The organism is Aurantibacter crassamenti (assembly GCF_016811105.1).
GTDB lineage: Bacteria > Bacteroidota > Bacteroidia > Flavobacteriales > Flavobacteriaceae > Aurantibacter_A > Aurantibacter_A crassamenti.
Genome location: NZ_JAFBGM010000001.1, coordinates 2,725,338 through 2,749,431, shown reverse-complemented (window position 1 = coordinate 2,749,431; position 24,094 = coordinate 2,725,338). Strand labels below are relative to the sequence as shown.

The 24,094-nt window shown below is 34.0% G+C and carries 16 protein-coding genes and 1 pseudogene; 7 read left to right on the top strand and 10 right to left on the bottom strand.

All coding sequences use genetic code 11. The annotated features are described in order from the left end of the window. Positions 1-55: 55 nt before the first annotated feature. From JQC67_RS11400 to JQC67_RS19060, 6 genes and pseudogenes are all read right to left on the bottom strand, one after another. The gene (locus JQC67_RS11400) at positions 56-2,968 is read right to left on the bottom strand and encodes a glycoside hydrolase family 3 N-terminal domain-containing protein (RefSeq protein WP_203252933.1); all 2,913 of its coding nucleotides are present in this window, start codon (positions 2,966-2,968) and stop codon (positions 56-58) included. Positions 2,969-3,061: 93 nt separating this feature from the next. After that, positions 3,062-3,544, bottom strand: coding sequence for an ABC transporter ATPase (locus JQC67_RS11395; RefSeq protein WP_203252932.1), 483 nt, complete (start codon positions 3,542-3,544; stop codon positions 3,062-3,064). A 125-nt stretch (positions 3,545-3,669) separates the two neighbouring features. After that, entirely contained in the window at positions 3,670-4,461 is a 792-nt protein-coding gene (locus JQC67_RS11390; protein ID WP_203252931.1) for a (Fe-S)-binding protein, read from the bottom strand. A gap of 15 nt (positions 4,462-4,476) precedes the next feature. After that, positions 4,477-5,805 carry a (Fe-S)-binding protein gene (locus JQC67_RS11385; RefSeq protein WP_203252930.1) on the bottom strand — a complete coding sequence of 443 codons (1,329 nt, stop codon included), beginning with the start codon at positions 5,803-5,805 and terminating at the stop codon, positions 4,477-4,479. A gap of 1 nt (position 5,806) precedes the next feature. Further along, positions 5,807-6,775, bottom strand: coding sequence for an MlaD family protein (locus JQC67_RS11380; protein WP_203252929.1), 969 nt, complete (start codon positions 6,773-6,775; stop codon positions 5,807-5,809). 819 nt (positions 6,776-7,594) lie between these two features. After that, positions 7,595-8,360 (bottom strand): annotated as a pseudogene (locus JQC67_RS19060) (N-acetylmuramoyl-L-alanine amidase family protein); the annotation flags it as partial. A 153-nt stretch (positions 8,361-8,513) separates the two neighbouring features. Between JQC67_RS19060 and JQC67_RS11370 the strand changes: the two are divergent. Together JQC67_RS11370 and JQC67_RS11365 are read left to right on the top strand one after the other, a co-directional pair. Next, complete coding sequence (locus tag JQC67_RS11370; RefSeq protein ID WP_203252927.1) at positions 8,514-11,207, top strand: putative LPS assembly protein LptD; 2,694 nt, start codon at positions 8,514-8,516, stop codon at positions 11,205-11,207. A gap of 30 nt (positions 11,208-11,237) precedes the next feature. After that, positions 11,238-11,618, top strand: a complete 381-nt coding sequence (locus tag JQC67_RS11365) for a RidA family protein (RefSeq protein ID WP_203252926.1) — start codon at positions 11,238-11,240, stop codon at positions 11,616-11,618. Between the two features lie 66 nt (positions 11,619-11,684). On the opposite strand, the gene JQC67_RS11360 is transcribed toward JQC67_RS11365, so the two are convergent. From JQC67_RS11360 to JQC67_RS11345, 4 genes are all read right to left on the bottom strand, one after another. Then, the gene (locus JQC67_RS11360; RefSeq protein ID WP_203252925.1) at positions 11,685-12,536 is read right to left on the bottom strand and encodes an N-acetylglucosamine kinase; all 852 of its coding nucleotides are present in this window, start codon (positions 12,534-12,536) and stop codon (positions 11,685-11,687) included. A gap of 100 nt (positions 12,537-12,636) precedes the next feature. Continuing rightward, positions 12,637-13,638: a type I glyceraldehyde-3-phosphate dehydrogenase gene (gap, locus tag JQC67_RS11355; RefSeq protein WP_203252924.1), complete on the bottom strand. Its 1,002-nt coding sequence runs from the start codon at positions 13,636-13,638 to the stop codon at positions 12,637-12,639. A gap of 24 nt (positions 13,639-13,662) precedes the next feature. Continuing rightward, positions 13,663-14,649 (bottom strand): 6-phosphofructokinase, encoded by a 987-nt coding sequence (gene pfkA, locus JQC67_RS11350; protein WP_203252923.1) that lies wholly within the window; start codon positions 14,647-14,649, stop codon positions 13,663-13,665. Between the two features lie 127 nt (positions 14,650-14,776). After that, positions 14,777-19,219, bottom strand: a complete 4,443-nt coding sequence (locus JQC67_RS11345; RefSeq protein ID WP_317198371.1) for a translocation/assembly module TamB domain-containing protein — start codon at positions 19,217-19,219, stop codon at positions 14,777-14,779. Between the two features lie 87 nt (positions 19,220-19,306). Between JQC67_RS11345 and tsaD the strand changes: the two genes are divergently transcribed. From tsaD to JQC67_RS11320, 5 genes are all read left to right on the top strand, one after another. Beyond that, the gene (gene tsaD, locus JQC67_RS11340) at positions 19,307-20,338 is read left to right on the top strand and encodes a tRNA (adenosine(37)-N6)-threonylcarbamoyltransferase complex transferase subunit TsaD (RefSeq protein ID WP_203252921.1); all 1,032 of its coding nucleotides are present in this window, start codon (positions 19,307-19,309) and stop codon (positions 20,336-20,338) included. Between the two features lie 26 nt (positions 20,339-20,364). Next, complete coding sequence (locus JQC67_RS11335; protein WP_203252920.1) at positions 20,365-21,072, top strand: 16S rRNA (uracil(1498)-N(3))-methyltransferase; 708 nt, start codon at positions 20,365-20,367, stop codon at positions 21,070-21,072. A gap of 69 nt (positions 21,073-21,141) precedes the next feature. Beyond that, complete coding sequence (locus tag JQC67_RS11330; RefSeq protein WP_203252919.1) at positions 21,142-21,792, top strand: DUF4159 domain-containing protein; 651 nt, start codon at positions 21,142-21,144, stop codon at positions 21,790-21,792. Between the two features lie 3 nt (positions 21,793-21,795). Continuing rightward, entirely contained in the window at positions 21,796-22,884 is a 1,089-nt protein-coding gene (locus JQC67_RS11325) for an AI-2E family transporter (RefSeq protein WP_203252918.1), read from the top strand. A gap of 73 nt (positions 22,885-22,957) precedes the next feature. Further along, a complete protein-coding gene (locus tag JQC67_RS11320; protein WP_317198370.1) occupies positions 22,958-24,073 on the top strand; it encodes a THUMP-like domain-containing protein in 1,116 nt (371 codons plus the stop codon). Positions 24,074-24,094 lie beyond the last annotated feature (21 nt).

The window sequence follows — 24,094 nt, the reverse complement described above, 5'->3', positions numbered from 1 at the left end:
CGGGTTTAGTCGAAAATGCGTAATTTTCTTAACAGAAGTTTAATTTTTATATCTTCTAATTGAGAATAGAATTATAAATAGCTTCTTGAATTCTTGTGCGTAATCCTGATTTTATGAGTAATGTATTTGACGCCGTAGGATAGGTTCTGTTTGATAAGAATACATAAACTAATTCCTCTTCTGGGTCAGCCCACGTATAAGTGCCTGTAAACCCACTATGCCCGAAACTTTTTCTTGAAACACAACCACAAGTCGGGCCACTACCTTTAATTTGTGGTTTATCGAATCCCACGCCTCTTCTTACATTCTTCTCACAGAAATAGCAGGTATTAAATTTTTTTACGGTACGGCTGTCAATAAATTGAGTACCACCGTAAAAACCTTCTTGCAAGTACATTTGCATAATTTTGGCAACATCATTAGCATTGCTAAATAAGCCAGCATGCCCTCCTACTCCCCCTTGCATGGCAGCACCCATATCATGTACATAGCCTTGCATGGTTTGATATCTATAATACGCGTCTTCTTCGGATGGAACAATTTTATTCTTTGGAAATTTTTCCAATGGATTATAACTTGTGTTATTTGCACCTAAAGGAGCATAAAGAAAATCATTGGCTAATTTATCAAGTCTAGTCTTTTTAGTATCTTCTATGTACTTTTTCATCACATAATAGCCCACATCACTATAGCGATATCGATTCGATTTTAAGTCTTGTCGCCCAATTCTATTGTAGATTGAGTCTTTAAATACGTCTGCTAGGTATAATTGATCCGTGACTTTTATTGAAAAACCAGCTGTTGGTGCTTTTCTATAAAATTCTTTTGAAGGTTTTCTGTTTTTATCTAAAGTATCAACATAAAAAGCAATCCATGCAGGAAGCCTACCATAATGTGACAAAGCCTTTAGAACAGTTACATTTTTCAATTCGGTTTCAGCATAAACAGGAATTAAATCTGAAAAAGTATCATTGAGATCAATTTCGCCATCTTCTTCCATTTTCATTAACATGGGCAAAGTTGCTAAGATTTTTGTGAGTGATGCTAAATCGTAAATATTATCAGTTGTGATACTGTCAGTGCTCTTATAAGTTGGTTTACCAAAACCTTTATTGTAAATAACTTTACCCTTTCTAGCAATTAATACCTGAGCACCCGGATACATCAATGAATCAAGACCATCATTAACCAAGCGATCTACTTCGGCAAGTTTACTGGCACTCATGCCCACTCGCTCAGGTGAACTGTAACCTAACCTTAATAGGGATTTTAATTTTATACTGGTATTTACTGGAAATTCAGATTGTGCTGAAACAGGCAATTTTCCTTTTGCAGGAATTGCACCAAAAATTAATTGAGCAGCTTTTTGTTGTGCTAATTTGCTATTTTGATAGGCAACGATGGCTCCGTCTATATAATCAAATGAAGGCACATCAAGTAATGAATACGGGTTTGCAAAAACAGTTAATATTAAATTCGAACCCCTTTCTTTTGCCAATTCTCCCAACCAAAACAATTCATTTTTTGAGAATTTATTTGATTTCCAAGGGCTTTCATTGCTCTTATGTAAACCAATGATAACTAAGTTGTAATCACTCAACTTCTTCTTAAGTGTAGCTAAATCTTTACCATTGACCTGAGTCACCTTGGCATATTTATTTAATTCAGTAATAAAGGGCTCATTGGGCGCATCACCAAACTTAACATAAGCAATCTTTTTATTCTCAAGCCGCTTGATTCCTAATAAATAAAACTTATTCTTTATTACCGTAATCGCATTTTCAATAGCCTTCTCATACAATAAATCATCCTCAATCGAATTTAGATCATTATATAAATTGTCAAGATTTATTGGAGCATATTTGTTTAAACCTACCTTATATTTTGCTTTTAAAATCTTCTTTACCGAATGTGCTAAACGTTCTTCGGTAATCTTACCTTTTTCATAAAATTTGATCAATTTTATTTTGGCTTCGTCTAAAGCCGTTGGCATAAGTAGAATATCATTACCTGCCATAAATGCTTCAAGTTCAACATCCCCATTCTTTCCTCTGTCTGCAGCACCCTTCATATTCAGGGCGTCAGTAAAAACTAAACCTTTAAAACCCATCTGACCTTTTAATAAGTCAGAGATAACATACTCTGATAAAGAGGAAGGAACTTCACTTCTTTCTTCTAGGGCAGGAACCTCAAGATGTGCAACCATTACACTACTTAATCCGGCATTTATTACTTTTTTATAAGGATATAACTCTAGACTATCTAAACGTTCTCTGCTAAAATTAAGGACTGGTAATGCATGATGTGAATCGGTTGCTGTATCACCATGACCTGGAAAATGTTTACCGCTTGATAATATACCAGCACTCTCCATACCTTTTGTAAATGCAACTCCCATTTTGGCAACATTCTCACGATCTTCACCAAATGAACGGTTACCGATAATTGGATTCTTAGGGTTGGTATTTATATCTACTACCGGAGCAAAATTAATATGTACACCTAAACGTTTCGCATGTTCACCAATGCGTTTTCCAACTTCTTCAACAATAGTACTATCTTCAATAGCACCCAAAGTCATATTCCAGGGATAAGCATACGTAGAATCTAATCGCATAGCTAAACCCCATTCGGCATCCATACCAATCATTAATGGAATTTTTGAAGCCGCTTGATATTCATTGGCTAATTTTGCTTGACGCACAGGGCCACCTGTAGAAAAAATCAATCCGCCAATCTTCTGATCCTTAATCAGTTGCTTAACCTTATTTGTTTGGGCTTTGTTTTGATCCGAAGCCACCATAACCATAAAAAGCTGACCTACCTTTTCTTCTAAAGTCAAACGTTCATACGTTGCATCAACCCATTTCTGCTGGGCAATACTATCTTTTACCACCAAAGGATCGCTCTGCGCTTTAGCGCAAAGTACAGAAAGACAAAGTATGGTGAGAATTAAGTAGGAACGCATAAAATTAGCTTATGGCAATAACTGAAAAGTGGCTTAATTATTGCATTTCATCGGATTTTTGACAATTGACGAAAATCACAATTTGAATAAAAATTACATGAAACGAGCATGCCAACTCTCAGAGGCTGGTACCTCCCAAAACTCTTCATATTCACCCTTAGTTGCAACCAAATTGTTAAATACGATAGTTTTCAATGAAACTGCCTTTTGCTTTACCATTTTTTTGAAATCTATCAATGGCTTATAGGCTATGAATTCTCCTTGCTTATAAGAAACATTCATTTTATCTAACAAATCTATATTGTATTTTTTTTCTAATGATTGAATATAATGTACCGATGCGTCTATTGAACAACCCGTAGCTGTATTTTGATTTTGATCTAAGGCGATTACTATAAAGCGTTTGTATTTTATTTCAAACGCAGCTTTTAAATCGGCCCCATGTGCCGCCCAATCTTTAAGAAAATCATTTAGACCCGCTGAAATTTCAACGAGTTCTTCATCAGACAAACTTCTATTTGACTGATATATCCATATTCTTGAAGTATCGGGTAATGAGTTAAATTCTACTAACATACATTATTCAATTTTTTAGCCGTACACACAGTTTATGAATAATTTCATAAAACATACCTACTGACTATTATTTGGGGTTTATTCTCATTTACTGTGCCATTTCAGATGAATGGCAGTGTACTTAGCTATAAATCTTCTGCTGAAGCTATTAACTCAGCAATATCCATAACTCCGATTGATGCTTCCTTTTCTTTGCTCTTTACACCATCAGTCATCATTGTATTACAAAACGGACATGCAGCAGCAATTATCTCAGGCTTGGTCTCTATTGCTTGTTCTGTGCGTTCTACATTTACATCCTTGTCACCTTTTTCGGGCTCCTTAAACATTTGTGCCCCACCTGCCCCACAACACAGTCCTCTTTTTTTGCAGCTCTTCATTTCAACAAGCTCTGCATCTAATTTTCTAATTAGTTCTCTTGGTGCTTCATAAACATTATTGGCTCTTCCTAAATAGCAAGGATCATGATACGTAATTCTTTTTCCTTTGTACTTACCTCCTTCTAATGTTATTCTACCTTCTGAAACTAAATCTCTTAAAAACTGCGTATGATGTACAACTTCATAGGTGCCACCTAAACCAGGATATTCGTTTTTAATTGTATTAAAACAATGCGGACAAGCAGTTACTACCTTTTTAATGCCGTAACCATTTAAAACTTCAATATTTGTAACAGCTTGCATTTGAAATAAAAACTCATTGCCTGAACGTTTAGCTGGATCTCCCGTGCAACTTTCCTCCGTTCCTAACACAGCAAAAGAAACATCTGCTTTATTCAATATTTTGACAAAAGCCTTTGTTATTTTTTTTGCTCTATCATCAAAACTTCCTGCACAACCAACCCAGAAGAGCACTTCGGGTTGTTTTCCGGCGGCAAAGAGTTCTGCCATAGTAGGTACTTTCAGTCCATTTTCCATATCTAATACACTACTTTATTTTTCTTCAGTCCAGTTTAATCTATCCATCTGATTGAATGGCCATGGGGCACCATTGTTTTCAATATTACCCATCATATTATTCAATTCTGTTGGTGCTGCAGACTTTTCCATCACCAAATATTGACGCATATCCATAATTATAGAAAGTGGATCGATACTCACCGGGCAAGCTTCAACACATGCATTACATGATGTACACGCCCAAATTTCTTCGTTCGTAATATAGTCGCCAAGCAATTGCTTACCGTCATCTTTAAACTCACCTTTATTTGCATCAATGTTCTTACCCACCTCTTCTAGACGATCACGAGTATCCATCATGATTTTTCGAGGTGATAACTTTTTACCTGTTTGATTGGCCGGACACTCACTTGTACATCTACCACATTCTGTACAGGTATATGAATTCAATAGTTGCACCCAACTCAAATCAGATACATCAGAAGCTCCAAACTTTTCTGGTGCAGCATCTACATCATCAGCTGGTGCAGCAAATGGATCAGCACTTGGATCCATCATTAATTTGACTTCATTAGTAACAGATTCTAAGTTTGCAAACTGCCCTTTAGGGGTTGTTTTTCCGTAATACGTATTTGGAAAAGCCAGAAGGATGTGCAAATGTTTTGAATAATATAAATAATTAAGAAAGCACAAGATGCCTATTATATGAAGCCACCAAGTTGTACGCTCAATTAGAATTAAAGTAGTGGCACTCATACCATCAAAAAACGGTGAAATAAATTGACTTATTGGAAATGACCCTGCTTGTGTGTAATGCTCAACATTCATTTGTTGCAACTGAAAATCAGATGCATTCATTGTCAAAAAAAGTAGCATTAATACAAATTCTATATAAAGAATCATATTACCATCTTTCTTTGGCCAGCCTTGCATTTCAGGTTTTATGAAGCGTTGAATTCTAATTATATTTCTTCGAATCCAGAAAACCACAACCGCAATAATTACTAAGAATGCTAAAATTTCAAAAGACCCTATTAAGAAATTGTATAATGCGCCTAGCGGTGCAAAGATTCTATGTGTTCCAAGAAGTCCGTCAATTACAATTTCTAATACTTCTATGTTTATAATAATGAATCCTACATAGACAATTATATGAAGTAACCCGGGTATGGGTCTTACAACCATTTTAGTTTGGCCTAATGCAATTCGCATCATATTTCGCCAACGTACAGGTTTGTTATCTGAAACATCAACATCTTTACCTAACTTAATATTTCTACGAAGTGTTTTTACATTTTTGGCAAAGAAACCAACACCAGCAATTAATACAACGGCAAATAAAACTTGTTGAATTATTTCCATTTTATTGAGGGTCTAAATTATTAGCTGGATCCTCTTCTGGCACTTCGTATTCAATTTGTTTTTTTCCGAAGACAGAAACATTTACATAACGTTTCGGATTTAAACGAAAATCTTGCAACAACAAATCTAGTTCGCGAGAAGCACTTTCTAAATTATTATAGAGTTCCTCATTTTCCATGAGCTTACCTAGGGTGCCTTCGCCATTCTGAATTTTACCCATTACCTTATCTAAATTGGCCATGGTAGATTCTAAACTAGCCAATGTGCGTCCTAAGCCTGCGTTATTAAGTGAATCTGATAGTTTTGCGAAGTTGTATGTAAGTTTTTCAAAATTAGTTAAAGAACTATCTAACTTATTTTCATTCTTGTTAAGAATTCGATTTAGTATTACTGCACTTTCATTTAAACTATGCATTGTACTATTCAACCCTTCTAAAGTACCTTGTAAATCTTTTTTAGCTTTATCGTCTAATATGTTATTCACATTTGCTAATAATGAATCGGCGTTTGTAAATGCTCCTTCCACCTTTAACTGAAGTGGTGTTAATTTCTGTTGTACCAATTCAGTAAGACCAGGACTCGTTCTTGTAACCAATGTATCTTTTGAAGTAGCAATTGCACTTCCATCAAAAATTGGATTTACACGAATACCTTTACCTCCTATAATACCAGTATCATACAATTCGGCAATACTATTTCTAGTAAACTCAAATTCATTATCTACCGAAAAGGTTACAAGCAGTTTACCGGTCTTATCTTTAAACTTAATTGCGTTAACCGTACCGACATTAAATCCGTTGATCGTTACAGGCGTGCCTGGCTGCAAACCACCTACATTTTCGTAAACAGCATAAAAGGTTTTGTTGTTATCAAAAAGGGATGTTGATTTTAGGTAAGAAAAACCTAAAATGAATAACAGGATACCTCCTACTACTATAATACCCGTTTTAATTTCTCTGGATAGTTTCAAAAGTATGGTTTTATCGTTACTAACAAAATTAGAAATAAAATTCTGAAGACGATAATTATTCGGCAGCGGATTTCAAAGCCTCTTCAATATCAATTCGAACACCATCTTTATATGCTACTAAATACGATGTTGTAAATCCTTTTGCATCTGCAACTTTTTTAAGCAATCGCGCTTTAACAACATCAGTAGTACTACCGTGCATGTAACGATACAAATTTTTAATAGGTTCTTTTGAAATCTCACCTAATCCCTTAAAGATAGCATCACCAGGAGATAGATTTTTACCGCTCGCCATTAATTGCACTCTAAACTCAATGTTTGACTCTGGTTTCTTAACTATTTCAGTTTTAGGAGCTTCATTTATCTTCTCTTCTAACTTACTTTCTATTTTAGTTGGTGCTGGTTCAGTTTTTTTCTCAACGACCCTTACAACTTCTTCTTTAACTATTTTAGGTCTACCTGCAGTATTTACTTCAGTAACTACTACCTCGGTTTTGACTTCTGGCAGCTCTTCTACTACCGCAGGTGCTTCAACTGCCACTTCATTTTCGGCCTTAGAACTAGAAACTGTTTCTAAACTTTTTTTCTGTGCGTCATCAAGCATTTTTTTCACTTCATCATTGGTCTTCTCTGGCGCTTGAACAACCTCCTCTTTTAGTGTTTCACTTTTTTCAGCCACTTCTGAAGTTTTAGTAGCAACTGTTGCTGTTGCTTTTTCTTTAACTGGCGCTTCTGAAACTGCAGCCTCGGCCATATCAGGATCCGGAGCACTTGGCATGCTACTCACTGAATTTGAAGATCCACTTGCAACTGCATTTCTTTTATAATTCAAAATTGCATCTGCAATTGCAGTTCCCATTTCATTCTGCCCTTGACTAGAGTTCAAATATGCACCTTCATCATCATTGGTCAAAAAACCAGTTTCAACAAGTACACTAGGCATAAAAGTTTGATGTAGTACTATAAAACCTGCTTGTTTTACTTTTCTATTTTTTCTTTTCAATTTATTTGAAAAATTATCTTGTATCGATTTTGCCAAAGCAACACTTTGATCTAAGAATTCTTCTTGCATTATGGTTAATCCAATTACAGATTCTGGTGAATTAATATCATAATCTGCATATCGTGTTGCATAGTTATCCTCTAAATAAATTACCGAGTTCTCTTTCTTAGCTATTGCAAAGTTTTGCTCATTAGCATGTAATCCTAAAACAAAGGTGCCAGCACCATGTGCATCAGATGTGTGTGAATCACAATGTACCGAAACAAATAAATCAGCTTTAGCTTTATTCGCAATTTCTCCTCTAACAAATAAATCAATAAAGGTGTCGTCTTTACGCGTATAAATAACTTTAATATCTGGATTTTGTTCTAAAATTCGCCCTGCTCTTAAAACAATATTCAAGGCAATATTTTTTTCTAAATATCCATTACCAAGGTTGCCGGGGTCATGCCCACCATGGCCTGCATCTAAAACTACAACAAAGGGATCTTGCGCTAAAAGACCAGAATAACTATGGCTTATTGGAATAAAAAATAGTATAAATAGCAAAAATGATAAGGGTGAAAACCGATTTCTGTACATGTCTGGGTTAGATTTTACAAGTTACAATATGGTTAAATTTATTGTAATACGCTATTAGGGGAACCAAAAATATATGTAAGTTTGAACACGAATTACGATTGAAACAAAGTTACTCGTGCCAGCTAAACGGTTACAAAAATAGCATATATCGCATTGCAACCAAATAAACATTGTCTACTTTTTATATTCCTCTTCGTTGCTGGCCTATTTTCAGGAGTTGCGCAAGAAGATAATATTGTGGTTTTACCTATTAAAGCTACTAATGATTCTATCATGGCTCCATTGCTTTTAAAAAGCATTGAAAATGATTCCGTGCAAAGCGATACCATTTTGGCCAAACCTAAAAACGGCAAAGAACCTTTACTTCTTGAAAAGATAAACTATAAAGCCAAAGATTATGTTCGCTTAAGCCAAAAAGAGCAGAAAATATACTTATACAATGAGGCTGAAATTTACTATCAAGATACGGAACTCAAAGCTGGTGTAATTGTTTTAGATTATATAAAGAATGAAGTTTATGCAGGGCGAATGAAAGATTCGTTGGGTAATTACACGCAACTTCCCTATTTCAAACAAGGGGATAATGAGGTAAGACCTGATTCTATTCGTTTTAATTTTGATACGCAAAAAGCACTCATATTTAATTCTAGAACAGAACAACAAGCTGGTGTTGGGCAATTGGGTAGTGATAATATGAATGTGTATGCAGAGATTACAAAAAAGGAAAATGACTCTGTTTACTTTTTAAGCGAAGGCAAGTTAACTACCTCACAAGACACTATAAATCCTGATTATTACATACGTGTTAGAAAAGCAAAATTTGTTCCTAAAAAGAAAGTCATTGCTGGCTTAAGCAACTTATATATTGCTGATGTTCCTACACCTATTGCACTACCGTTTGCGTATTTTCCGCTTTTTAATGGAAGAACTGCTGGACTTCAAATTCCAACCTTTGGTAATGATCCAACACGCGGTTATTTTTTACAAAATGGAGGTTATTACATACCTATTGGTGATGTAGCCGATTTACTTGTTACTGCGGATTTCTATACAAATGGTAGTTACGGACTGAAAGGACAATCTATTTACGCAAAACGATATCGATATCGTGGAAATGTAAATTTTAGATATGAAAATTTAGTGACCAGTCAAAAAGGTTTTAGTGATTACAGTAGTAGTAGTATTTATAATATTCAAATTTCTCACTCACAAGATGCAAAAGCTAGCCCTAATTCTAGGTTCTCAGCTTCTGTAAATCTTGGTAGCAGCTCCTATTACAAGAGTTCTTTATTACAACAGAACTTACCACTTACGCAATCAAATAGTTTAAACTCATCTATATCCTATTCTAAAACTTTTCCAGAATATCCGTCGGTGAATATGAGTTTAACTGCATCACACAGTCAGAATACAAATACTGATGTAGTGAATATTACACTACCGACTTTTCAAGGTAGTATGGAACGTATTTTTCCATTCGCTAAAAGAGAAGGAATTAAGAAAGGTGCAATACAAAACATCAATTTTCAGTATGATGCTAATTATAGAAATAGTATAACCACTACTGGAGAAGAGTTTTCGTTTGATGACGCCATTATGGGTGCCCGACACCGAATACCTATTAGCACCAACTTTAAAGTAGCTAAATTTTTTAGTGTTAGTATGGGTGGTTCTTATGAAGATATTTGGGCTTGGGAGACCTACAACAAAAGATATGATGAAGAAGCTACCGCAGTAGTTACTGATACTGTTGCTGGTTTTGATCGCTTCAACAAGTATAACCTAAGTGCAAGTATTGGTACAACTGTTTATGGTACTTTTAATTTTGGTGAAGACAAAAAAATTCAAGCCATTAGACACGTTGCAAGGCCTTCATTAAGCTATGGATACACCCCTTCTTTTGAGCAGTTCTATGATGAATATTTAGATGCAAACGGAGAAGTACAACAGTTTACAAAATTTACTGGAACTCTGAATGGCGCACCTAGTTTAAATAAATCAAATAGCCTAAGTTTTTCTCTTGCTAATACTTTAGAGGCTAAGGTCACTGATAAAGATTCAACAGCCACTGAGGCTAAAAAAGTACCTCTCTTGAGTAATTTTAATATTTCAACAGGATATAATTTTGAATCAGATTCGTTAAAATTGAGTCCACTTAGTGTGAATGGTGGTACTAGTATACTTGACAGGAAAATGTCTATTAACTTTTCAGCTGGCTTAGACCCTTATGCCATTGATAATAATGGACGCCGAATTAATGTATGGAATAAAGATAACGGCGGAAGTCTTCTACGCTTAACACGTGCAAATATTAATGTTGGTTATTCAATTGACAGTAAAACCTTTGGCCGTAAAAAGGATGATGAAGAAGAGGAAGACGAGCTTGGCGAATATGATTACGTCGCACAAAGTGGTGGCCGCGATGATGATTTATTCGGTAAGGCTGATGACTTTTATGAAGATAGAGGCCGTGAAGTGAAGGAAAAAACAGAAGATGTAGAAAACCCAATCTACGGCACAAAAATACCCTGGGATCTTCGCCTAGCGTATTCAGCAAGCTACTCTAATTCTGCCCGTCAGAACGAATTTAGTAGCCACTCATTAATGTTTTCTGGAGATATTGAATTATCACCACGTTGGAAAGTTGGTGGCTCATCTGGTTATGATTTTAAAAATATGGGCTTCACGCTTACACAATTGCGTTTTGAACGAGATTTGAAAAGTTTTACTTTGCGATTCAACTGGACACCTTTCGGAAATTATGAACGTTGGTTTTTCTTTATTGGGATAAAAAGCTCACTGCTTAGTGACTTAAAATGGGAGAATAGAAGCCGAAATTCACGCTAAAATCAATATAACATAATTATAATAGTAGCTATGAAAAAAATAATTTCTACAACAGATGCTCCTGCGCCAATCGGACCTTATAATCAAGCGGTTCTAAGCGGGAATACTTTATACATTTCAGGGCAAATACCTTTAGATGCTACAACCGGACAACTTGTAGAAGGCGATATTTCTGCAGAAACCGAAAAGGTAATGCAGAACTTAAAAGCTGTTTTAGCAGCAGCTGAAATGACTTTTGAAAATGTTGTTAAATCTTCAATTTTTCTAAGTGATATGAATCAATTTAGCGAAGTAAACACAGTTTATGCTAAATATTTCAACGAAGAAACTGCTCCTGCTCGTGAAACAGTTGAAGTTGCCAATTTACCAAAATTTGTAAATGTTGAAATATCAATGATTGCTGTTCAATAAAATATTGACAGTCTCATTGAATATTATATTCGATTCATCTAAGAATGTACTTAGAATCAAGAAGGTTTATAATGTCTCTCTATGAAATTCCATTAAACCTTCAATAGGTCTTTGACGTATAACACCAACAATTAAATCATTTCGTTTAAGAACTGTAGTGAGCTCTTCACGTAAATAATGCGCTATACTACCCACAAAATTGATTGGCACTTTTGTAGCCAATTCAAATTGCATAATGTAGTTGTTTACAAACTGCTGAAAACCTTTATCAATTACTCCCTTACAATAAGGGTGGTCTTTATTTTCTATTAAGAACCGCGCAAAAGTTGCCAAATAGGTATTTGGGTTGGGTTGCTTGTATAAGTTTTCCTTTATTACATCTGCATCCAGATCATATTCTTTATTGAACTTAATGCCTAAATCTTGCGGCATTTTATGAAAGTAATAATCACGAATTAACTTTCGTCCAAAGTAATTACCACTACCATCATCCATAGGAATATATCCTAATGAGGTTACTTTTTGAAATAATTGATGACCGTCATAATAACTACAATTTGAACCTGTACCTAAAATACAGACAATACCTTGATGACCAATTTTTGTAGTTGAGAAAATAGCTGCATAGGTATCTTCTTTTACGTCTGCTTTGGCATTCGGAAAGAAATCAGAAAATATTTCACGAAGAAATTTTTTCATTCTATCTGTACCACAGCCAGCTCCATAAAAATGAAGTCTAGTGACATTTGTTCTATTCTTAGAAAGCTCAAAATTGTTAGCGAGCCTATCTTCAATTACCTCTCTCGTAAGAACCTCAGGACTTAGCCCAAGTGTTTGTGTTAAAAAAAGCTGTTCGCCTTTTTCATCAAGAGCTATCCAATCAGATTTTGTGGCACCACTATCAACTATGAGAATCATATATTTCTTTTAAGATTACAGGAAAGTTTAATCAAACGAACATTCTATAAACAAAGGGCTTTGGCATAACCAAAACCCTTTGATAGATTATTGAAGTCTATTAAAGACTATTTACGTGCTGAATTAAATCAACCATTTTGTTTGAGAAACCAGCCTCATTATCGTACCAAGAAATCAACTTGAAGAACTTTGAGTTTAATTCAATACCAGCACCTGCATCAAAAATACTTGTGCGAGTATCACTAACGAAATCTTGAGAAACTACAGCTTCTTCAGTATAACCTAAAACACCTTTAAGTTCACCTTCTGATGCTGCTTTAAATGCTTTTTTCACTTCTTCATAAGAAGTTTCTTTTTCAAGTCTAACAGTTAAATCAACTACAGAAACATCAGCAGTTGGCACTCTAAATGCCATACCTGTAAGTTTTCCTTTTAAAGCTGGAATAACTTTAGTTACTGCAACAGCAGCACCAGTAGAAGCAGGTATAATGTTTAACATTGCAGATCTACCACCTCTCCAGTCTTTTCTAGAAGGACCATCAACAGTCATTTGAGTAGCAGTTGTTGCGTGAACTGTTGTCATTAATGCTTCTTCAATACCAAAATTATCATTTAAAACTTTGGCTAAAGGAGCTAAACAGTTTGTAGTACAAGATGCATTTGATACGATTGTATCTGATGCTTTTACATCTTTATGATTTACACCCATTACAAACATAGGAGCATCTTTAGAAGGAGCTGAGATTACAACTTTTTTAGCACCACCATCAATATGATATTGAGCAGTTTCTAAAGTTGTGAAAATACCAGTACATTCTGCAACAGTATCAGCACCAACAGCATCCCAAGCAATATTTTTAGGATCTCTTTCAGCTGTAATACGAACTTGTTTTCCGTTTACAACTAAATGTCCGCCTTCAACTTCAACAGTACCATCAAATTTACCGTGTACTGAATCATATTTCAAAAGATAAGCAAGGTGCTCAACATCAAGCAAATCATTAATTGCAACTACTTCAACGTCACCTCTTTTTACCGTAGCTCTAAATACTAATCTACCTATTCTTCCAAAACCGTTTATTCCTACTTTTAAACTTGACATTATTCTTGTTTTTAAATTATTATTCTAAGTTGTCATTATATCAGAAACCCTAATCAGTTCCTTATCCAATTTTGTATGGCCTTTTATAGCCTTTTCAATTGGTGTTAAAATCAATTCATTATCACGAACACCAACCATAAGGCTAGTTTTACCTTCAAGTAAAGCTTCAACAGCCTTCACTCCCATTCTACTTGCAAGTACTCTATCATAACAAGACGGTGAACCACCTCTTTGCATATGGCCTAATACAGATACACGTACATCATAGATAGGTAAATGTTCTTCAACATATTCTTTTAGTTCAAATACGTTTTTACCTGATTTGTCACCTTCAGCAACAATTACGATACTAGAAGATTTTCCAGATTTTTTACTACGCTTTAAAGATTCTAATAAACGCTCAAGCCCTCTATCTTCTTCTGGTATTAATATTTCTTCTGCACCTGCACCAACACCAGCGTTTAGAGCAATATGACCAACATCACGACCCATTACTTCTACAAAGAATAATCGGTTGTGTGAGCTAGCGGTATCTCTAATTTTATCAATTGCATCAACAACTGTATTTAATGCAGTGTCAAAACCTAGTGTGAATGTTGTCCCAAAAATATCATTATCTATGGTGCCTGGGATTCCCATAATTGGGAAATTATACTCTTTATTAAAAATTAAAGCACCAGTGAAACTTCCATCACCACCAATAACCACTAAGCCATCAATTCCTTCAGCTTTTAACTTTTCATGGGCAGTAGCTCTACCTTCTGGTGTTCTGAATTCATCACATCGAGCAGATTTTAAAATAGTACCACCTTTATTAATGATATTATTTACGCTTCTGGCATCCATAGGTTTAAAATCTCCTTCAATAAGACCTTGGTATCCTCTATAGATTCCTACGCATTCAATCTTCATATAAGCACATGTGCGCACTACTGAACGTATGGCTGCATTCATTCCGGGTGAATCACCACCAGAAGTGAAAACTCCTATTTTCTTTATTGTCGACTTCATCAAAAATTTTAAGCCAACAAAAGTAGCAAAGAAATCTTAAAGTGCTACTCTATATAGTAGATTTTTATAGGATAAGCATACCCATAACAGAATAATAACAATTTGCTTAAATGGAAATCTAATTTATCTACTCATTATTAGGCGCTAATGCAGTACTGGTCTTTGGATAAAAGCGAATTAAACTATCTTGCCCCATAACACTACTTGGAGACTCTTTTACCTGTGGAACCTCTTTATTTTCTGATTCAACTTTATTAAATATCTTTCTAAAAAGCTCTTTAAAACTATCAAAATCAACTTGATACGAAATTCCGGCACCTTGTGTATAACCTAGTCTTTCGCCTAAAAATTGCTGTATCTCACTTTCTTTGTTAAAGAATTTCGCGCTGAGGGTACCTTCTTCATTTAATAATACTTGCAATTCAAAATCACCAGCTACTACCGTCTCTGTGGCTCCACCTACTGGTACACCCACTTTACCATTCAATAATATACGATCACTGATTTTTGTTGAAACCGTAACACCAAGACGATTTTCAGTTTGAATATCAGAATTACGATCCAAAATACCTTGCTCATATGAAAGGCCTAAATTAAACTTATCGTTATCACCCCCTAAAACTTGATTTAATAATCCTGATGCCGATTGTATTAAATTACCGGTTACAGCTTGAGAACTTAATCCGCTTTGATCATTTACAAAAGATCCTTGAGCTAGCAGAAAAATAGCATTTTTCTCTTCAATGGTAGGATCTTGCAAGCGATACTCTAGTTCAGATTTTACTATAGAATTTGTACTAGGGAATTCAATATCAAATTCAATATCCATATTCTCTAGCTCACCACGCATTAAAATAACCACATCAGTTGGTATTCTTCTAGTGTACTGACTATCTAATAACGGAGCAGGGTTTGCATTTAGCGAATAAACAGCTTTCATATTTACCTCTGCACCCAATGGTGGACCATTCCAATAAATACTTCCACCTGGCTCAACCGTAAACTTCTTATTGATAACACCGCCCAATTTATAATTAAATTCACCCGTCACAACCGCGTATTCGCCGAACATTTGAAAATCTCCTTTGGTATTAATTCGCATTAACATAGGCCCTTCACCAGTACCTTTCAAAGAACTTCCTGTTTGTGTATCTGTAACTATCTCAACTTCTGCTTCATCTGTAATATCGAGGTCAAAATCCATTTGAATGCCTTGATAAGTATCTAATACACGCTGTTCATCTTGCTCTTCTACAGCTGTTTTATCAACAAAATTGATGAATGAATAATCGCCAACGGTGGCTACATCACTCAACGGAATTTTCAATGAAGTACCTCGAGCGGTTTTTCCATCAACAGTAATATTTAAAGCTTTAGTTGAGCCAAATATTCTACCTTTTCCGTTTAAATATGCAGTACCGTAATATAGCACCTCTTCTTCATACGAAGTATTTAACAATAGAAATCGGTCGTTTTTGGTATCTACATTTAAATCAAGTGCCCATGCCTTAAAAAAATCATGACTTATTGTTCCGTCAATGGTTGCTTTTGAGCCTGTGGCTACATCGGTTAACGCGATATTATCGAAATCGAAAGTATGTTTATCAAGGTTTACCCGTGAATTATTTGCAAAACTGTAGTTTGTATTTAAAAAAGGAATTCCAATACCAGCATTGTCTAAAGTTAAGATTCCACTAAACTCCGGATTATTTACAACACCTTGTATTCTTGCGTTACCATTCAAATCACCCCGAATATCACCTATAATTCCTTGACCTAACGGGGCAAATGGTTCAATATCAAAATTGGTAAAATTAACTAGGAGATTTGCTTCAGGCAAATCACCTTGATTTTTGATGTTACCAACTACGCCCATTTTTTCAATACCCTTATCTGTAATTTGTGAATTCACAACAAAATCTGTTAAATCACGATTACCGACAATACCAATAGTTAAATCGCCTAAACGAATATCATTAATACCAAATTCGTTTATTGCTAAGTTTGAAGTTGGCAAATAAATATCATCTTTCTGAAGCACATGTAGCTTACCATTTACTTCACCTTGAAGCCTAAGACTGTCTACCCCAGGTGTAATTTTATTTAGCGATACTATTTTAAATTGTAATTCTAAATCTTTGTATGTTGAATCAGCCAACTGCCCTTTGAGGCGTATTTCTTCATCTTCACTATTGTGCATTACAATTTCTTGAATACTAATACTATCTAATGTTCGATTAAGAACTACTTTGTTTTGCGTATTACCATCTTTATTCAATACCCATGTATTTCCTTTAAAGCTAACATCTGAAGTTTTAAGACCTATTACTGACTTATTTTCATTATTAAAGGTGTGATAAAAATTTAGCTTATAACTGTCATTATATTCACTGCCTCCGGTAAATTCAGTTCTAAAAAAGAGGGTGTCTTTTAACGTGGTGTTTATTAAATTAAAATCTTTTACATCATAATATGCGGTAGATAAATCACCTACAGATATAAAGGTGTTAAATAAGGGGTTTTTGTTATCTATAGTGACATTAATTTGATCTGCTTGATTGCCATATGCAGCAATACTTGGTGATCTAAAATTCAACTTAAAATCACCATCATCGGCAATAATATTACCCTTAATAAATGTATTTGGATCGAATTTGACTTCTGGAAAAAATACATCTACAATCTTATTATAAATTTTAAAATTAAAATTCAAAGTTTGCCCATCAGATATTTTAAAAGGACGATAATTTGTATAAATACTACCTATTGAATTTTGCACCAATTTACCAAGTTCACTTACCATGAACTTACCTTTCATATAACCTGTAATTATATCTGGAGAATTTATATCAATGACTCGTATTGAATCTTTTTCAAAGGATGATGACACCTTAAAATCTTCAAAATAATAGGTGTCATTCTTGTTCTCAAAAATGGTTTTCGTGAATTTTATATCGCCCACAAAATCATCAAGCGAGTTTCCGGAAATATCCATATTTACATTACCTCTAAAAATAGAAATACTGTCATTTATGAAATTTAACTTCTTAAGATCCATATAATCAACAGAAGCGATAAAATTGAAATTATTAAGATTGTTTCCTAAGTCTGCTAATCCTTTAAAACTGAATTGTACATTCTTATCATTACTTACTAAAGAACCGTCAAAAAGTTGTTCTTTTAAAAGTCCTGAAACCTTTAAATCATTATATTCATACCCATTAAAAACAAGCGAATACACTTGACCAATAATTTCAGTATTCAAGTTCTTTTGCACAAAACCTTTACCCTCAACATTAAAATCTAACGTTGCTTTACCTAGACTTTTGTTTTCAACAAAATCACCCAAATCAAAATCAATCAATGAGATAAAACCTTTGTATGCAGCATTATCAATATGATTAATATTAGTCATATCTAAATCTGCGTAACTACTGCCAATTGCAGTATTCAAATTTACTTTGGCACTGATCGAAGTTTCTGTTACATAGGCATCACCACGAATAGTAAACTGACCTAGTTTACGAAATGAAGTTGGCCAAGATTGCCCTAGAATATTCGGCAATAAAGAACGGAGCTCATAATAACTTGTAGTCACATTTTTCAACTTACCATCCATTGAAAAAGGCTGCGATTTTGTAAATAAATTTTTGAAATTAAAATCACCACGAATACCGGTATTGTTTGATGCAACAAAAAGATCATTCGTGTTTAAATCATTTAATACACCACTAATATTTGAAGAAAAAATTGCTTTATTTCCTTTCCCAAATCTATTGTAAAGCATATTGATTTCATCAAAAGCAACTTCTGATTCTTCAAACTGTGCATTAACTTCAACTTTGTTAAAAAAATCGGCAAAATCTTTTCGTTCATAATCGAACCTTAAACTACCTAAAAGTTCAGATTGTGGTGTTTTAATAGTTAAAGAATCAAAGCGCATTTGCTGCTTGGTATACTTAAATTCTGTGATTAGATTACTTACATCAATACCCCTATCGCTACTAAAATTCATAGCTTTAATATCAACATCTACTTCAGGCCCTAAAATTTGAAAATTATCACCAGTAATGTTCAGCTTTTGAAAATCAAGAACATTTATATTATCTTGGTTTTCGTCTATCAAACGAAAATGACTATTGGCAATATTTACATTAGAGGAAGAAAAAAAGAAAGGTGGTGTTCCTGGTATTCTTGGCTCACCATCATCTAATTTATCAATAAATACTTCAAGGTTTGTGCTTATACTATCTTGATATTTTATTAATTTAAAATCTAGCTTATCAATATCAATTTCACCGAATTCTAACTTACCATCCATCATATTTTTGACACTCAAAACAGATGTAGTAAGTTCATTAACATAAAAAAGTGTGTCTTTTCTAAAGTCTTCAATATAAACACCTTCAAGAGCTGTATCCCAAGAAATCAAAGAAACTCTTAATTTAGCAATATTAATATTTGTACCAAACTCTTTGTTTATTGAGGTTGTCGCGTATTTAGCGAAACGAGTTTGAACAATGGGCAACGAGAGAATTATAGTGCTTAAAACGCATATGAGAACTAACACCAATAGTGTTCTGACCAGTATTTTTCTCAGTTTTTTGATAGCGCTTTTATGTTTTACTTTTGTACTCCAATATTTATTCCAAACTAAGTGGAAAACGAAACTATTTATATTTTAGCTATTGAATCTTCTTGTGATGACACAGCGGCTGCTGTTTTAATCAATCAGAAGGTTATTAGCAATGTTGTTGCTACACAAAAAATACATGAGCAATATGGTGGTGTTGTTCCCGAACTTGCATCAAGGGCACATCAACAAAATATAGTTCCAGTTGTACATCAAGCCTTAGCTAAAGCAAATATCGACAAAAAACAATTATCTGCCATAGCTTTTACACGCGGACCGGGTCTTATGGGTTCACTTTTGGTGGGCACCTCTTTTGCAAAATCTTTAGCACTCGGCTTAAGCATTCCACTTATTGAGGTGAACCATATGCAAGCCCATATTTTAGCGCACTTTATTGAAGACGATGATATTTCAAAAATGCCTGAATTTCCTTTTTTAGCTATGACTATTAGTGGGGGTCACACACAAATTGTTTTGGTTAAAGATTATTTTGATATGGAAATTTTAGGTGAAAGTTTAGATGATGCAGTAGGAGAAGCATTTGATAAAAGTGCTAAAATTTTAGGGCTACGCTACCCTGGCGGACCACTTATAGACAAATATGCCAATGAAGGAAATCCACTTAAATTCAAATTTCCAAAGCCAAAAGTAGACGGACTTAATTTTAGCTTTAGTGGGTTAAAAACAAGTATTTTATATTTTACGCAAAAGGCCGTGAAAGAAAATCCAGATTTTGTAAATGAAAATCTAAATGACATTTGTGCATCCATTCAATATACTATAATTTCCATTTTGATGGATAAACTTAATAAGGCCGTAAAACAAACCGGAATTAAAAAAATTGCCATAGGCGGTGGAGTTTCTGCTAATTCAGGAATTAGAAAAGCTTTGAAAGATGCCGAAAAAACTAAAGGATGGTCAACGTTTATTCCTAAATTTGAGTATTGCACAGATAATGCGGCAATGATTGGTATAGTTGGACATTTAAAATACAAGCAAGGTCATTTTTCTGATCAAAACATTACAGCCCAACCGAGATACCGCCTAAGTGAATAACACCTAAAATTGTAAAAAACACCAAAATGCAACTTTTTTATAATCCTGAAATTGATAACTCTATTTCTCAATTTTCTTTTTCATCTGAAGAGAGTAAGCATATTATTAAAGTACTGAGAAAAAAAGTTGATGATGAACTCTATATCACTAATGGCAAGGGCTATATTTATCAAGCAAGAATTATTGATGCTAGTATAAAAAGATGCAAGGCCGAAATAATTTCAAGAGAGAAAAAGCATAAAACCATGCATTATTTGCATTTGGTTGTTGCACCAACCAAGATGAATGATCGTTTTGAATGGTTTCTTGAAAAAGCTACAGAGATAGGCGTTAATGAAATCACCCCTATTATTTGCGAACATTCTGAACGAAAAATTATAAAAATTGAGCGCATGCAAAAAGTTTTGCAATCGGCTATGAAACAATCATTACAGGCATATTTACCCAAATTAAATCAGGCCATTAAATACACAGATTACCTCGAATTAGAAAAAAATGGACTTTTGTTTATTGCACATTGTGAAGAAGGTGAAAAAATGGAATTAAAAAGAAGAGTAGCGGCAGATAATGATGTTACCGTTCTTATTGGACCTGAAGGTGATTTTAGTGCTAACGAGATTGATCTTGCGCTAAAAAAAGGTTTTTTACCCGTATCGTTAGGCAAAAATAGATTGCGCACAGAAACTGCTGCTTTAGTCGCTTGTGCAACTGTCGCAGTCATTAACAATGCTTAATTATACTCAGTCAACAATCAATATGATTATGACTAAATTTGGAATTATATTGATTTAATTTCATCAATTATGAAAGCGTATAAATTAGTACTCATCATTTGCTTAGTTTTTTGTGCACTACCCATTCATGCGCAAGAATTAGCAATACTAAAGTACAATGGTGGTGGTGATTGGTATTCGAACCCAACTGCATTACCAAATTTAATTCGCTATTGTAATTTAACTATTAATACCAACTTAAAAGAAAAGGTTGAGGCCGTTGAAGTGGGTAGTTCATCTTTATTTCAATATCCTTTTCTACATATGACCGGCCATGGCAATGTGGTGTTTTCTACCGAGGAAGCTGAAAATTTAAGAACTTATCTCTTAGCTGGTGGGTTTTTACATATTGATGATAATTATGGTATGCGGCCTTATCTTGAAAAAGAAATTTCAAAAGTGTTTCCAAATACGCAACTTGAAGAATTGGGTGTAGATCATCCTATTTTCAAACAAAACTTTAAATTTTCTGAAGGTCTACCTAAAATTCATGAGCATGATGGCAAACGACCACAAGCTTTTGGCATTACCTATGAAAATAGACTAGTATTACTTTTTACTTTTGAAAGTGATTTAGGCGATGGCTGGGAAGATTCATCTGTACACAATGACCCCGCAGAAGTACGTGAAAAAGCACTACAAATGGGTGCAAATATTATTTCTTATGCTTTTAAGAATTAGCAAATGACAGCAAAAATTATTTCAAAAGGTATTCTAAGAGCCATCGGTATTCTTTTTGCTATTGCACTAGGCCTGTACTTTCTATATAAAATAGAATCTGTTTTGGCTTATTTAGCAATAGCCGCCGTTATAGCCTTAATTGGTAGGCCGGTAATTCTATTTTTAAGACGAAAATTGAAATTCCCCAACACCTTAGCTGTAGTACTCACAATGCTCTTAATTCTTGGTGTTTTCGTTGGTATATTGGCGCTTTTTGTTCCGCTATTGGCTGAGCAAGGTAAAAACCTATCACTGCTTAATATTGAAGATTTACAACAAAATGTAGAAGGCCTTTATAGAGAAATCACCCAGTACTTAGGGCTTAGCCCAAATGATATAGAAAAAAGCATCAAAGAATCTAAGATTTTCGCTAATCTTGATTTTGGATTTATCCCCAATTTTCTGAACTCATTAATGGGAACTTTAGGAGACTTGAGCATAGGTCTTTTTTCAGTGCTTTTTATTTCATTCTTCTTTTTAAAAGACAGCAAATTATTTCAATCTGGTATTCTCGCTTTTGTACCTGATCGTAACGAACAACGCACCATTAAATCAATTGATAAAATAAACAATCTATTATCACGGTATTTTGTTGGTCTTTTACTTCAGATTCTAATTCTTTTTGTCATTTACACTATAGTTCTATTAATTGTTGGTATTGAAAACGCCATCGTAATTGCATTTTTATGTGCGCTATTTAATGTAATTCCATACGTAGGTCCAATAATTGGTGGAGGCCTAATGATCGTACTGACAATGACCAGTAATTTAGGTTCAGATTTTAGTACGGTTATACTTCCTAAAACAGGATATATTTTAATAGGTTTAACCATTGGTCAATTGGTAGATAATTTCTTCTCACAACCTTTAATATTTTCGAATAGTGTAAAATCACATCCATTAGAAATATTTCTTGTAATTATAATTGCAGGATTACTTTTTGGAGTAGTTGGAATGATTGTCGCAGTACCCGGATACACTGCTATTAAAGTAATTTTAAAGGAATTTTTAGCAGATAATAAGACTGTCAAATCTTTAACTAAAGACTTATAGCTAAAATTTGAACAAACTACTCTTAAATACTGATATACAGGTTTTTATAAAAAATAATACAAATATCGACTTAATGTCGATTTTATTAAAGAAACAAGAATTTGTTGGGGTTTCACAAAAAGAACTAGCGCAACAAATAGAATCAAAAAAAAAGTGCAAAAAAAAGTTACCCACTTGGTTTAACTCTGTAGGTATTTATTATCCTAAAAAGCTCAATGTTGAGCAAACATCTTCTGAGTTGACTGCTCTGTATAAATCGCAAATTGTAACTGGAAATTCACTGGTAGATGTGACTGGTGGTTTTGGAGTAGATAGTTACTTTTTTTCAAAAAAAATTAGTGAAGTTTTCCATTGTGAAATTGACGTGGAATTGGCTGAAATTGCGAGCCATAACTTTAATATTCTAAATGCAACAAATGTACTTTCGATAATTCAAGATGGAATTTCATTTGTCAAAGAATCAAAACGTCAATTTGATTGTATTTATATTGACCCTTCACGTAGAAATGATTTAAAAGGTAAGGTATTTAAGTTTGAAGATTGTTCACCAAATATTATCGAACATCTTGAAATTCTTTTTGAAAAAACTGATACTATTTTAGTGAAAACTTCACCACTACATGATTTATCTCTAGGTATTAATGAGCTTTCAAATGTTGCCGAAATTCATGTTATCGCTGTAAATAATGAGGTTAAAGAATTATTGTGGTTACTAAAGAAAGACTATAATGGTTCTATTACAATAAAGACAATCAATTTAAAAAAAGAGAATAACCAAACTTTTGATTTTAATTTTGAAGCTGAGGCAAAAGCTATTACTAACCTCTCAGAGCCCTTGCAATATTTGTATGAACCGAATGCTGCTATTTTAAAGTCTGGTGCCTTCAAATTAATAGGTGAGCAATTGTCTCTAAAAAAATTGCATGAACACAGTCATTTATATACATCTGAAACGTTGATTGATTTTCCGGGTAGACGATTTTTAATTGAAACTATTTTACCTTATAACAAAATTGCTTTTAAAAAATTGAATATTCAGAAAGCAAATGTGACCACACGCAACTTTCCTGATAGTGTGATGCTTATTCGAAAAAAATTAAAAATACAAGATGGTGGAAATCAATATTTATTTTTTAGTAAGATTTTAGATGAAAAATTAATTATTCTAAAATGTAAAAAAATTAATTAAAGTCTAATTACGATTGCAATA